This is a genomic window from Cystobacter fuscus, from assembly GCF_002305875.1.
GTDB lineage: Bacteria > Myxococcota > Myxococcia > Myxococcales > Myxococcaceae > Cystobacter > Cystobacter fuscus_A.
The window spans coordinates 3,858,724-3,872,285 of the sequence record NZ_CP022098.1; the positions used below are offsets into that span (position 1 = coordinate 3,858,724).

Sequence of the window (13,562 nt, forward strand, 5' to 3'; positions counted from 1 at the left end):
CTGCGGGCGCCGTGCTGGTGCTGTCAGGACCCAGGGGCTTCCCGGTGCTCGCCTTCGAGTTCCAGTGGAGCCCCTCTCTTTTGGACCTCCACGCCCTTGGTTCAAGGGCCCAACTCCGGATGTGCTCATGATCGCGCTGGCCTCTCTTCCCGGCAGTACGTCGGTGTTTCGCTTCGAGGTGTCTGGCTGTGCAGCGGAGCTGCGCGTGGTGCGCTTCTCCGGGCACGAGGGGTTGTCGAACCTCTACGAGTTCCAGCTCGAGCTGGTCTGCGAGGATCAGGCCCTGAACTTCTCGGATGTCGTGGGGAAGACGGCGCTGCTGTCCGTGGGCGGCGAGGTGCCGTCCCGCCTCGTCCACGGTATCGTCTCGCGCTTCGAACAGGTGGGCGGAAGGCCGCGCTACGGCCTCTACCAGGCCACCCTGGTGCCCCTGGCCTGGCGCCTCAAGCACCGCCACGGCAGCCGCATCTTCCAGGAAATCCCCACGCCGGACATTCTCAAGAAGGTCCTGGACGCGGCGGGGATGCTCGGTGACCAGTACGAGCTGCGGTTGAGCAACAGCTACGAGCCACGCAACTACTGCGTGCAGTACCGGGAATCGGACTGGGCCTTCCTCTGCCGGCTCATGGAGGAGGACGGCCTCTTCTATTTCTTCGAGCACCAGGAGGACAAACACCTGCTCGTCATCGGGGACAGCCCGGGTGCCTGCAAGCCCATCCAGGGCAACGAGACCGTCCTCTTCCGCCAGCGGGACGGGCTCGCCTCGGACGTGGACTTCGTGTCGAGCTTCCGCTTCGCGGAGGAGATCCAGCCCGGCCAGGTGAGCCTGCGCGACTTCAACTTCAAGAAGCCGGACCTGCCCATGGAAGTGCAGCATGGGGCCGAGCAGGACAAGGATCTCGAGGTGTACGAGTACCCGGGCGAGTACCAGGACCCGGGCCGGGGCTCGTCCGCCAAGGGGGCGACGCTGGCGAGGCTCCGGCTGGAGGAGTTGCAGGCCTCCCGCAAGCTGGGACAGGGCGAGAGCGACTGCGAGCGCCTGCTCCCGGGCTGTTTCTTCTCGTTGTCCGAGCACCCCCGTGGGGATTTCAACACGCGCTACCTGCTCACGGGGGTGAGCCATCACGGCTACCAACCGCAGGTGCTCGACGAGGAGGCTCCAGGCGGTGATTTCAGCTACTCCAACTCCTTCGCGTGCATCTCGTCGCAGGTGCCCTTCCGTCCTCCCCGTCTGACCCCCCGGCCGGTGGTCCGCGGCGTACAGACGGCCATCGTCGTGGGTCCGTCCGGAGAGGAGATCCACGTCGACGAGCATGGGCGGGTGAAGGTGCAGTTCCACTGGGATCGGGACGGGCAGCGCAACGAGAAGAGTTCGTGCTGGGTGCGAGTGAGCCAGCCCTGGGGCGGCGAGATGTGGGGCGGCATGTTCATTCCCCGCATCGGCCAGGAGGTCATCGTCGACTTCATCGAGGGTGATCCGGACCGGCCCCTCATCACCGGGCGCGTGTACAACGGGGTGAATCCCACGCCCTATCCGCTGCCGGACGAGAAGACGAAGAGCACCTTGCGCACGAACACGTCCCCGGGCGGTGGAGGCTTCAACGAGCTGCGCTTCGAGGACAAGAAGGGCTCCGAGCAGGTGTTCATCCACGCCCAGCGCAACATGGACGTGCACGTCAAGAACGACTCGATGGAGACCATCCTCCACGACAGGCACCAGACCATCGGCGCGCAAGGCAAGGGCGGGAAGGTGGGAGACCAGAACGAGATGGTCTACCGGGACAAGAGCCTCAAGGTGCACCGCCACAGCCAGGAGCACATCGGCGGGGACGTGAAGCTGCTGGTGGGCGGGATCGATGGAGCGGGCAACCAGGACATCCACATCAAGGCCAATCGCAAGGAGAAAATCGACGCGGACAGCCACCTCTCTGTGGGTGGCAAGCGCAACGAGCAGGTGGGGGACACCTGGTCGATTACCGTCGTCAAGGATCTACAGGTACACGTGGGGAACAACCACGCGCTGGAGGCGGTCACGGAGATTCACCTGAGCGCGCCCACGGTGGTGATCGAGGCCACCCAGGGGCTGACCTTGAAGGTGGGGGGCAACTTCATCACCCTCGACCCGGCCAGCATCTCCGTGATGGGCACGGTGCTGAACCTCAACAGCGGTGGGGCGGCTCTCAAGGGCAGTGGTGTGAATGCGGCGAAGCCGGAGGCGCCCGCGGACGCGCAACCCACCCCACCGACTCCGGCCGACAGCGGGCGGCAGTGAACGGGACGCTCCAGGGGGTGAGGACGATGGCGAAGAAGAACGCGGTCGAGAAACGGTTGGACCTGCTGCACGACCAGTGGACGGAGTTCGCCCAGCTTCCCGATGCACGACTGTTGCGCTGGGTGGTGGAGTCGGACGAGACCCGGATGGTGGAAGCCTTCCTGGAAAAGGAAGGGGACGAGCGCCTCGGGGAGTGTCCGGACCTCTTCCTGTCCTTCGATGAGCCCTTCGAGGAGGCGGCGAAGTACGGAGCCGCGCTGCGCGAGGCGCTGATGGCCATGGTAGAGGAGAGCCGGGCCGGACTGGAGGCGGAAGCGGAGTTGCCCCCAGGCGGGACGTGCCCACCGGCGAAGCCGGAAGCGGGCGCGGAGTCCTTCCTGGAGGCGTGCGGCTGGCTGCGGGGCCACTACGAGAGCCTGTGCGAGCATCTGGCCGTGGTGCTGATGCCCTCGCGGGTGGTGGATGCGAAGGCCTGGCTGGAGTGGCTGCGGGGCGCGGTGGAGCAGGCCGCGTCGCCCCACGTCCGACTGGTGGTGCTGGACGACGCGCGAACGCTGACGCTGGAGCCGCTGGCCGAGCTCTTCCCGGAGAAGGTGGTGACGATCCCGGCGAAGTTGAACATGGGTGGGGCCCTGGAGGAACTGTCCCGGGAGGCGGGGAACCTGGACTCGCCCGGAGGACGATTCCGGGAACTCTTCGTGCGCATGGCCAACGCGGCGACGAAGGGGAACGTGGCCCAGGTGCGGACGCTGGGCGGGCAGGCGGTGGCGGTGGCGTCCGAGCAGGGGCTGCACTCGCTGGCGGTGGCGGCGCACTTCGTGGTGGGAGGGACGTTGCTCGCGGTGAACCAACCGCGGGAGGCGCTCGGCCACTACCAGAAGGCCGAGGCCTCGGCGGCGGACGCGGAAGCCCGGGGGGAAGTCGAGGGCGCGCAGCTGCGGCTGAAGTCGCGTCTGGCGCAGGGGACCGCGCTGGTGTCCGCGCAGGAGCATCTCCCCGCCGCGAAGCTGTACGCGGAGACGGCGCCGTTGGCGCGCGCGCTCATGGATGCACAGATGGAGCTGGAGTGCTGGCGGATGGCGAGCTGGTGCCACGAGATGGCGAAGGAAGTGGAGCCGGCGTGGGAGCACGGCCAGCGAGCATGGCAGGTGGGCCAGGCGATGGATGCCGGGACGAGAGCGACCTCGACGCTCGCGTACGTGGGTGAAGCGCTGGTGCGCTTGAGCCACGAGCGGCAAGGGGAGCCGACGGCTCGGGAGGTGGAGTCGGACGTGGTGTCGGTCCTGGGCAAGGACTGGCGGCCGATGGCGGCGGCTGCGGGAGGTCGACCCTCATGATGCTCGCGGTGAAACACCTGGATCCTGTGCTGGGCATAGACATCCACCTCATCATCACCCCGCCAGGGGCGGTGGTGCCCATTCCCCATCCGCACATTGGAATCGTGTTCGACCCGTTCGACTACCTGCCCATCATTGGGGCGACGGTGAAGGTGAACGGGCTGCTACGCGCGCAGGCGGGCACGGGGGGCATCGCGCTGCCACCGCACTTCCCGATCGGGGGCGTCTTCCTCAAGCCACCGGGCAACGACAACGAAACCTTCATGGGCAGCTCCACTGTGCTGGTGGACGACGAGCCCTTCACGCACATGTTGCTGCCGGTGCTCAGCTGCCAGGACATCGGCATGCCGAGGCCTCCGCGCAAGAAGAGCAAGGGGGGAGCGAGGTCGCTGCTGCTGCCCACCACGGTGGCGCTCTCCATCCCGGCGGGGCCACCCGTCTTCGTGGGGGGACCGCCGACCATCTCCCTGTCCGGCCTGGGCGAGCAGCTGGTGATGGGCGCGCTACTCAAGGGACTGAAGAAGCTGCGCAAGGTGCAGAAGGGCAGCCGGAAGATGAAGGCCCTGTCGGACCGCATCCACCGGGCGGCCGACAAGGTGATGGACAAGCTGAAGATGGGCCCGCGCGCGCGCAACCGGGTCCACAAGTCCATCTGTACCCTCACCGGGCACCCGGTGGATGTGGTGATGGGGCGGGTGGTGACGGAGGTGGTGGACTGGGCCTTGCCGGGGCCCATCCCGCTATCCTTCGAGCGCCACTACTCCTCCGCTTGGGGAGCCAGGGACTCGGTGATGGGATATGGGTGGAGCCACTCGCTGGACCTCGCGGTCTGGGAGGAGGACGGGCGGGTGGTGTACCGGGCCGAGGACGGCCGGGAGATCGAATTCGATACCTCCTCCCTCCCCAATCAGCGGATGCAGCCGGGCACGGAATTGTATGAACCCATCGACCGATTGACATTGCGGCGGGTGGGGGAACTGCGCTGGGAGGTGCGTACCGCCGAGGGGCTCGTTCATGAGTTTCGGCAGGTGGCGGCCGGAGCACCGAGGGGATTGTCCCGGGTGGTGCGTACACGCAACCAGGTTGGGCGCTCCGTCACCTATGACTATGATGCGAATGGGCGGCTGGAATGGGTCGTGGACAGCGTGGGCAGGCGCATCCGCTTCGAGCACGATGCGCTGGGCCACCTGATCAGGACATGGCTCCCGCACCCCGGACAGCCTGGATTGCTTCCCTACAACCGTTATGTCTACTCAGAGGCCGGCGACCTCGTCGAGGTGTATGACGCGTTGGAGCATGCCGCGCGCTACGCCTGTCAGGACCACCTGTTGGTGCGGGATACGGATCGTACCGGGCTCAGCTTCTATTTCGAGTATGACGCCCAGGGGCCAGAGGCCTGGTGCGTGCGGACGTGGGGCGACGGTGGCATCTACGATCACCGATTGCGCTACGACAAGCATGCCCAAATCACCGAGGTGGCGAACTCGCTGGGCCATACCACCACGTATCACTCAGACGGACGTGGCGTCGTCGTGAAGCGGGTGGACCCGCTCGGGGGCGAGTGGCGGTACGAGTACGACGCGTTCCTGCGCAAGACCTCCGAGGTGGATCCGCTGGGGAACGCCTCGTATGCGGAGTACGATGTCCGTGGCAACTGCACGAAGGTGATGGAGCCAGATGGTGCCACGCTTCGTTTCGAGCATGACGAGCAGGACAATGTCGTTCGTGGCATGGATGAGCTGGGCGGAGAATGGCAGTGGGTCCATGACCGCAATGGCTCGCTGATCGAGCAGATCAATCCTCTGGGCGAGCGTCTTCGCTACGAACGGAAAGAGGGCATGCCGGTTTCGATCATCGAGCCTTCCGGCGCGAGGGTGGAACTCCAGTATGACCACGAGCTGAACATTGCGCGTCTACGAGAACCGAATGGTATCGAGACCACCTATTCTCATGACCGCTGGGGACGTCTGATTCAGATCCGCCGATCGGACGGGGGGGGATGGCGCATCCAATACGATCTCGGTGATCGTCCGGTGCGTATCGAAGAACCCGATGGAGATGTTCAGATATTCGTCCACGATGCCGAGGGGAATCTGCTCGAGGAGCGGAGTGCGGGACGTCAGGCCCGGTACACGTACACCGGGTTTCATTGGCCCGAAAGCATTCAAGAGCCGGGTGGCGTCGTCAGGATGGAGTACGACCTGGAAGGCGGGCTCCTGGGGATTCGCAACGAGCACGGTGAAGACTACCGGCTGGCGCGCGATGCACGGGGGGAGGTCATCGAAGAGCACGGCTTCGATGGGGGGATCCGGCGCTACGAGAGGGACCTCATGGGCCAGGTCATCAAGCTCCATCAAGCCGGAGGTGGCGAGGCGCGGATGGCGTACGACGTGGCCGGCGAACTCGTGAAAGTCCAGTATGCAGATGGCTCCCAGGCGCGCTTCGTCTACAGGGCGGATGGGCAGCTGATTGTGGCGGAGAACGAGGCCGCCAAGGTCGAGTTCGAACTGGATGCGCTCGGTCGTACTCTTGGGGAGTCGAGCAACGGGCACTGGGTTCGTTCACGCTATGATGCTCGCGGCAACAGGGTGGAGCTTCGCTCCTCCTGTGGTCTGGAATGCCTTTTCGCATTCGATTCCGCGAGTCGGCTCCAGGCACTCACCACCTCGCCGACAGGAAACGCGGGCACCTCGCGGCGGCTGGACTTTGCCCATGATGCTTCGGGGCGCCGGTCCGAGATGTCTCTTCCTGGAGGGGTGCGTTCCCGCTGGGCGTGGGACGGAATGGGCCGCCCGGAGAGGAGAACGATCTCCCATGCCTCCGTTCAGTCGGAATGGCGTTCCTATCATTGGCGGCCGGGTGACCAACTGGGAGAACTCGAGGACTCACTTCAGGGGCACATCCGGTTCCAACATGATGCTCGGTCTCGGTTGGTCGCCACTCATTTCTCCGATGGCCGCTCGCAGTTCCGCTTGCAGGACGCGGCGGGCAACCTCTTTCAACGAGCAGATCTCCGCGACAGGGTCTATGGCCGTGCGAACAGACTGGAAGAGTGCGAGGGGAGCCACCTCGAGTATGATGCGGACGGGAACCTCATCCGCCGGATCCTTCCGGACGGCTCGATCTGGCACTACGGCTACAATGGGGCGGGGTTCCTGACGCGGGTCATCCGCCCGGATGGTCTGTGTGTTTCGTTCACGTACGATGCCCTGGGTCGGCGCATCCGCAAGAGCACCCAGGAAGAGGAGGTCACCTGGGTCTGGGACGGGGAGGAACTGCTCCACGAACTGCGCGATGCAGCCGAACCCACGTCATGGGTACGTGCACCCGATGGCCTCACCCCCTTGGTGAAGTTCGAGGGCCAGGCCTTCTACGCCATCTTGCAGGACCACCTGGAGACTCCCGAGGTCATGTACGACGAGTCGGGCCGGCCAGTATGGCGTGCCACGTACGACTCCTATGGCGCCATCGAGAGTCGTGCCAGCGAGAGCACCTGTCCGTGGCGCTGGCCGGGTCAATACGCGGATGAGGAGACCGGTCTGTATTACAACAGGTTTCGATACTACGATCCCGCTGCTGGGCGATATATCAGTCCGGACCCCACGGGGGTGGATGGAGGGATCAACCTCTACGCCTATGTCGGCGATCCGCTCGTGATGGGCGATCCCCTGGGGCTCGACTGGAACTATGTCCTGCTCGACGCGAATGACGAGGTTTATTACGTCGGACGCGCCAGTGACAATCAGACCCTCAAGGATATCGAGCGACGGCATTCCAAAACGGAGGGGGCTGATGGACTCAGATTCGGTCACGGGGATAAACCCGTTCAGATCACGCCCCACGGAACCAAGCGCAATGTGGCCCGGGGAATCGAGCAGAAAACGATAGCTAAAAACAAGACAAACATCGGGCGGCGCAAGACCAACGGGAACCGGGTCCGCGGCAATAACATCCGGGGAGTCAGCAAGAATAACAGTAAGCGGAAGACCTACGCACGGGCGGCCGAGCGCTTCCTGAGTAAGAACAAAGTCAAGTACTGCAACTGAGAACGAGGGCCAGGCGGGGGCATGCTCCGCGGGCCATGAGGTGAAGAGACATGACGGGCAAGGACATCAGGACCAAGGTACTGAGGCAGTATTACGAAGCGAGCTACGGTGTGCAGGTCTCCGATGAGGAGGCATTCAAGGGGGCGACCTTCGACGAGTACTACCAGTTGAAGCGCATCCAGTTTCCCGCGATCACCCGGCGCAGGGCCGCCGAGAAGTCGGAACGCCCCGAGTTCCAGAAACTGGCGGCCGAGATGCCCCCGGATCCTCCGGACAAGAACCCCGTTCTTCCCCACTTCTGCATGATCGAGCGGAAACCCGAACTTGATCTCGCTTCAGCCAAGATCGGCGAGGACGTGCAGAACCTGACCCTGAGCCGGATCAAGTCCATTACGGCATGGAAGGGACTGCGGCGGCTGGAGCGGTTGGAGCGCTTCAGCCTCTCGCTGTGCGGCTCCGCCAGCGAAGCGCCGCTGGTTCCCCCGGTACTGGCGGTGCTCGTGAACCTGGGCTCGTGCGCGCCGGAATGTGTCGAGATGGTCCTGCGATCCACTGACGCCCAGAAGATCCGCATCCTGCACGAGGAGCCATCCGCGCTCTCCCTGAGCCTCCTGCGGGGTCATGCCAGGCTCGAGGAACTGGTCATCGATGCGAGTCTGCTGCACGGCCTCGGCGTCCTGAAGTCGCTTCCCTTGAAGAGACTGTACCTGTCTGGAGTCGCTCCCGGACAGGAGGTGCGGGGCATTCTCGAGGAGCGCTCGAAACTCCTGGCGGAACTCGGGCTCGTCTGCGATGAGCCCTTCGGACCTTCCGTTCTTCCCGACTTGCCGTCATTGGAACGGCTGAAGGTGCCTGGGTACGAGCAGTTCCGCTCGGAATGGATCGACTGGGCGGTGGCAAACCCGAAGGTTGCCTGCGAGTTCATTCCCGTTCCGGAACAATCGAAGCGACCCACCGTCCAACTGGCCGAGGTGTACCGCGATGTCGACATCCTGCGCGTCGCCAAGGGCAAGCAGCAGTTGTTCGAGGTCGCCGCGAACCTGGTGGAGGATATCCTCGACACGGACGACATCGACAATGGGGAACTGGAAGATCGGGTGAAGGCATTGGCCAAGAAGGCGGGCAAGAAGGCGCAGTGGAGCAGTGAAAGCGACACGTTCGTCATGCAGGCGAAGGATCTCGACACCTGCCGATGGCTCATCGACTCCGTCTATGAGTTGCGGGGTTGAGGTCTGGTTCTCTTCTCGAGGCCGGATGAATTGCTTTTGATGGTCAGCGAGAAGGGCCGTGCATGGCATAGTCAGGTAAGGATTTGCATTTCTATCGAAAGGCTGCAGATGAGTGGAACAGACGAGCTGTGCGACTTGTGGATGAGCTTCGTGGAAGCAGAGCGGTCTTTTTCTTCCTGTTCGATGATGCTGTTCAACCATCGCGCCGAGCTTACTCCTCTCCTTGCCCAGGCTCTTAACAGGCCGAAGGAGCGGAGTGCGGCCTTGTACATCGTCGAGCACCTGGGGGTTGAGGAGAGGATGCGGGTTTTCGACAATCTGCTGATCCTCGCCAGTAATGTACATGGGCATACGGAGAGAAGCCGTGGCATCCTGCTCTCTCTTCCAATGCAATGGGTATTGGAGAATATTGAAGCTAGAGCAGAGCCTCTTCTTCATGAAGCCACCCAGGAGGAGTACCGGGCGCTTTTCGAACTCTACCTGGAACTGGATCAGGGGCTGGCACGCCGGCTGGCGGAGCGCGCGCTGAATCACTTGGATCCCGAGGTGCGGGAGGCGGGTGAGGAGTTCATGGAGCAACTGACGTAGCCGAGGGATAACGCGCGGTGCGCACATGGGGCAGTTGGGCATGGGGGTTCATTTTCATCCGGGTCGGAAGCTTTGCATGAGGTGTGAGATCAATCGTAGACCCGTCCCTTGTGAGTGGATCTATTTCCGTGAGTTCGACTACGGGAGAGGACACTCCGAATGGCAGGCCGTGGAGTATCGCATGTCGTTGGAGATGAAGTCATTCGCCGAGACCCTCTCGCCTTTGTACCTGGACTATGTCCGTGACGACATCGAGCATGGGACTTTAGATGACGATGACGTGGTTCGGCGGCTGCGTGGGCTCGGCTGGCCGAAGTTGTCCGTGCTTGCCGTGGAGCAGCCGCGGCTCCTGGAGACGTTCATCCTGGAGCAGGTCTCGTACAGCGCGCTCCAGGCCTTGCTGCCCCCGTACAAGCAACGTCCCCGTTACTTGATTGACAGTGTGGAGCGGGTGGCGCTCTCCGGCGAGCGCATCACCCTGAGTGGTCGATCGTTCACGGTTCCTTGAGGGGGGCGTATGGGCCAGTCAGGCAAGGAGTTGCATTTCTATCCGGGGCAGAAGCTCCTGCTGTTGCTCAAGCAGGGGAAGGTCGTGCGGCGGTCCGAGGCTTGGGGTGGGCCGTCGGAGCGTGTTCACCACGAGGGAAGCATGGATGCGACGCCCACCACCCCGGGCCGCTACCTCATCTACCGGGAAGAGGCGTACATCACCCGCTCGTGGATCTGGTCCTCGATCCGCTGGGGCACGAAGCTCCAGGACAAGCTTTCCGACGTCTGGTACCAGGTCAAGGTCAGCACCTGGGCCTCCCTCCAGAAGGACAAGGGAATCTCCCGCGCTGAGGTGATCGCGGCGAATTTCAGGCTCTACGGGCAGAGGCGTGTCCCGGACACGTGGGTCTTCAATGACTTCGGGCCCATCGCCATCCGGTACTTCGTGGACCTCAATGGCAACGGCCGGTTCGATCAGGGGAAGGAGACGCCGATGGGAGAGATGTTCCACACCACCCCCGACAACGAGGCCCAGTTCAGGAGGGGGCAGCCCATCGTCATGACCGAATCCCATGGCTGCATCCACATGAAGCCGCCCGACCGGGACGTGTTGAGGAGGGAAGGCGCCTTCGAGTACGGCACGCCCTTCATCGTCCACGCCTACAGCGAGCGGTTCAAATGACGGGCGCGGGCCGTGTCCTCCGCGCGCTCCTGGTGGCGCTGCTGGCGGGCTCCCCCATGGGGAGGGCCATGGCACAACCCCCGGGTTCCAGCACGAGGCCCGCCGCGGGGGCGAAGCAGCCCGTCTTCCGCGCCGATGGGATGGTGTCCCTGCCCGGAGACAGGCTGCTCGTCTGGGCCGCCGATGGACGGCTTCAGGTGGGTGCTCCTGAACGGGGATGGGAGCCGCTCGTCCAGCTCCCCATGACCTACGTCACCCACGTGGTTCCCGAGGGCGAGGGAGCCCTGGTGGCAGGAAGCAACTTCCCCAAGGGGGACAGCGAATACGCGGTCGCGGTCGCCGTGGATGCGCGAGGCGCGGTGCGCACCCAATGGCGAGGGGAGGCGGGGCTCTTCAGCTCCGTGACGAGTTCCCAGGGGCGGCGGTGGGCCATCGCGCTCGACACGTTGGTGGAACTGCTCCCCGAAGGGCGGATCCAGCCGGTGGACAAGGTGCCCGCCTTGTCTCGGCTCGTGCTCGGTTCCGACGGACAGCGGGTCCTCTGCAAGCCCGCCAACCTCACCCTGGCCCAGCGCGCTCCCGCGGAATGCAGGTCGAGCCCGCCGGTGGCGTGGAGCGTCAGCGGAGATTGGAAGCACTCCCCCCTCTCCTGCGGCGAGTGGCTCGTCATGAAAGAGGGGGCCGAACTGCGCGTGGTGGCGCTGACGGATGGCAGGCAAGTGGCTCGCCGTGCCTCCCAGGCGGAAGCGCTCGCCTGTGGCCGGCCCGGTGAATTGCTGAGCGCGGACAAGGAGATCCAGACCCTGGCCTTGCCCTCCCTGGAGGTGCTGGGGCGGGCGACGTGTGGAGGTCGCTCCGTGGTGGCTCTGGCGGCCACGCCGGAGGGCGGCGCCTGCCTCGAAGCCAGGGGTCACGTGAGGCGTTTCAAGAACTCCGGGATGCACCCGTGACGGGTTTCATCGTTTGGAGATGAAAGGGTTTGCGCGCCGCGACGCGCGAACACCTGGGGACAAGAAGGACAGCTTGTTGCCTGAGCCGCCCGTTTGCTCTACATCCGGCGCGCCTGCTCCAAGCGAGCGGGCCCCTGGAACAGGGATTGCTGAGGCATGCCGGGTTTCATCCCCCGGATATTTGGAATCCCAAAGTTTCCGCGAATCCAACGTCCATCCAAATGCTCGTCCCCCAGACGAGTGGGAGGCACATTCATCATGAAGAGGTTGTTCAATCCGCTCCTGGCCACGTCCGTCATCCTGCTCGCGTCCGCCTGCCAGAAGGTGGAGCGCATCGAGGTGAAGCCGGAGAAGGTGGAGCTGTCCGAGGCGGGTCAGAGCGTCACCCTGGAGCCCCAGGCGCTCACCGCCAAGGGCGAGCCGGTGGACAAGGAGAAGGCGAAGTTCCTCTTCTCCTCCAGCGATGGGCAGATCGCCACGGTGGACCCCGCCGGCAAGGTGACCGCGGTGAAGAGCGGCTCGGTCACCATCACCACGAAGTCCGACGAGGTGAGCGCCACGACGCCCGTGGAGATCTCCATCCCCTCGGAGATCGTCCTGACGGGAGCGCCTGTCACCCTCACGGGCCTGGGCTCGGAGACGACGCTCACGGCCGAGGTGAAGGATGACGCGGGCCGGCCCGTGCAGGGGGCGAAGCTGGAGTTCGCCAGCGCCGACGCCAACGTGGTGGCGGTGGAGGGCAACAAGCTGACGGCCAAGGCCGTGGGCACCACGAACGTGACCATCACCTCCGGCGCGCTCAAGCAGACCGCCGAGGTCACCGTGAAGCTGCCCGAGGTGGCCACGGTGGCCTTCGAGAACGTGCCGGCCACGCTGAAGGTGGGTGAGAGCACGCCCGTCGCCGCGGTCGCCAAGGGCGGTGACGGCGCCGCCATCCAGGGCGTGTCCTTCACCTACACCACGAGCAACGAGAAGATCTTCACCGTGGACGCGGCCGGCACGGTGCAGGCAGTGAAGCCGGGCTCCGCCACCCTCAAAGCCGAGGGCGGCGGCAAGAGCGCCGAGGTGCAGCTCACCATCAAGAAGAAGTAGACGGCGGGCCGCGGGGGAGGGCCCGGGGGCGGCGCGGGGAGCTACTTCGCCGCCACGAACTCGAAGGAGACCTCGGACTCCTGGCCCTCCTTCACCGTCACCTGGGCCGTCTTCGTCCCCAGCGTCTCGTGCCACGCGCCCAGGGTGTACGTGCCCGGGGGCACGCCCTCGATGCGGAACTGGCCCTCCTCATCAGAGGTGTTGAAGTACGCGTTCGGGTTCACCACCACCCACGCCGTCATCCACGGGTGGATGTCGCACTTGAGGCGGATGACCTCCGCCTCCGACGGAGGCCTGGCCTCCTTCGTCTTCAGGGGCTGCTGCGACACGTTGAAGAGCTGCTTGCCGCCGGACGTGCCGCGCACGTTGTGCAGCGTGCTGTCGCTGTTCATGAGCACGATGGGCTGGCCGACGACGGCGCCCTGGACGCGGGGCTTGTACGTGCAGCGGTTCTGGTCCACCACCACCATCTGCTCCGGCGGCGTCTGGGGCTGGCCGGGCACTTCGCCCTGCACCCGCACCAGGACGTTGGCCAGCTTGCCCGCCTTCACCTGGACGGGTTGATCCACCAGCTCCATCCCATCGCAGTTGGGGTCCGTGCCCGGGGTGATGGGCGCGGGCGCGGGCGGCGTGCCCTTGAACGTGACCACTCCCCGGATGGTGCCACCGCCCTTGGGCGCCTGGGCGCTTTCCTCCTGGGGCACGGCCACGTCCTCGGACAGGTGCTGGGCCTTGATGGTGGGGGGAGCCGGAGCCTGGGCGGCGGGAGCGGGCGCGGAAGTCGCCTCCTCCTTCTGGCAGGCCATGGTCGCGGAGAGCCCCAGGGTGCCGATCACCGCCAGGCCCAGTGTACGCAGCTTCATCTTGCAGTCTCCTC

The 13,562-nt window shown here is 64.9% G+C and carries 10 protein-coding genes; 9 read left to right on the top strand and 1 reads right to left on the bottom strand.

The genetic code is table 11. From position 1 onward, the window contains the following. Nucleotides 1–127: 127 nt before the first annotated feature. From CYFUS_RS15885 to CYFUS_RS15925, 9 genes are all read left to right on the top strand, one after another. Nucleotides 128–2,272, top strand: coding sequence for a type VI secretion system Vgr family protein (locus CYFUS_RS15885; RefSeq protein WP_095985991.1), 2,145 nt, complete (start codon nucleotides 128–130; stop codon nucleotides 2,270–2,272). Nucleotides 2,273–2,298: 26 nt separating this feature from the next. Beyond that, a complete protein-coding gene (locus CYFUS_RS15890) occupies nucleotides 2,299–3,609 on the top strand; it encodes a hypothetical protein (RefSeq protein WP_095985992.1) in 1,311 nt (436 codons plus the stop codon). Beyond that, the gene (locus CYFUS_RS15895; RefSeq protein WP_095985993.1) at nucleotides 3,606–7,655 is read left to right on the top strand and encodes a DUF6531 domain-containing protein; all 4,050 of its coding nucleotides are present in this window, start codon (nucleotides 3,606–3,608) and stop codon (nucleotides 7,653–7,655) included. Before CYFUS_RS15890 ends, CYFUS_RS15895 begins: the two co-directional genes overlap by 4 nt. A gap of 50 nt (nucleotides 7,656–7,705) precedes the next feature. Continuing rightward, the gene (locus CYFUS_RS15900) at nucleotides 7,706–8,884 is read left to right on the top strand and encodes a hypothetical protein (RefSeq protein WP_095985994.1); all 1,179 of its coding nucleotides are present in this window, start codon (nucleotides 7,706–7,708) and stop codon (nucleotides 8,882–8,884) included. 39 nt (nucleotides 8,885–8,923) lie between these two features. Next, on the top strand, nucleotides 8,924–9,472 hold the full coding sequence (locus CYFUS_RS15905) for a hypothetical protein (RefSeq protein ID WP_157758467.1): 549 nt from the start codon (nucleotides 8,924–8,926) through the stop codon (nucleotides 9,470–9,472). A 181-nt stretch (nucleotides 9,473–9,653) separates the two neighbouring features. Next, entirely contained in the window at nucleotides 9,654–9,980 is a 327-nt protein-coding gene (locus CYFUS_RS15910) for a hypothetical protein (protein WP_095985996.1), read from the top strand. 9 nt (nucleotides 9,981–9,989) lie between these two features. Beyond that, entirely contained in the window at nucleotides 9,990–10,643 is a 654-nt protein-coding gene (locus CYFUS_RS15915) for a L,D-transpeptidase family protein (protein ID WP_095985997.1), read from the top strand. 68 nt (nucleotides 10,644–10,711) lie between these two features. Then, nucleotides 10,712–11,593 carry a hypothetical protein gene (locus CYFUS_RS15920; protein WP_157758468.1) on the top strand — a complete coding sequence of 294 codons (882 nt, stop codon included), beginning with the start codon at nucleotides 10,712–10,714 and terminating at the stop codon, nucleotides 11,591–11,593. A gap of 258 nt (nucleotides 11,594–11,851) precedes the next feature. Next, on the top strand, nucleotides 11,852–12,685 hold the full coding sequence (locus tag CYFUS_RS15925) for an Ig-like domain-containing protein (protein WP_232537593.1): 834 nt from the start codon (nucleotides 11,852–11,854) through the stop codon (nucleotides 12,683–12,685). Between the two features lie 41 nt (nucleotides 12,686–12,726). On the opposite strand, the gene CYFUS_RS15930 is transcribed toward CYFUS_RS15925, so the two are convergent. Next, nucleotides 12,727–13,548 (bottom strand): carboxypeptidase regulatory-like domain-containing protein, encoded by an 822-nt coding sequence (locus tag CYFUS_RS15930; RefSeq protein ID WP_095985999.1) that lies wholly within the window; start codon nucleotides 13,546–13,548, stop codon nucleotides 12,727–12,729. Nucleotides 13,549–13,562: the final 14 nt, after the last annotated feature.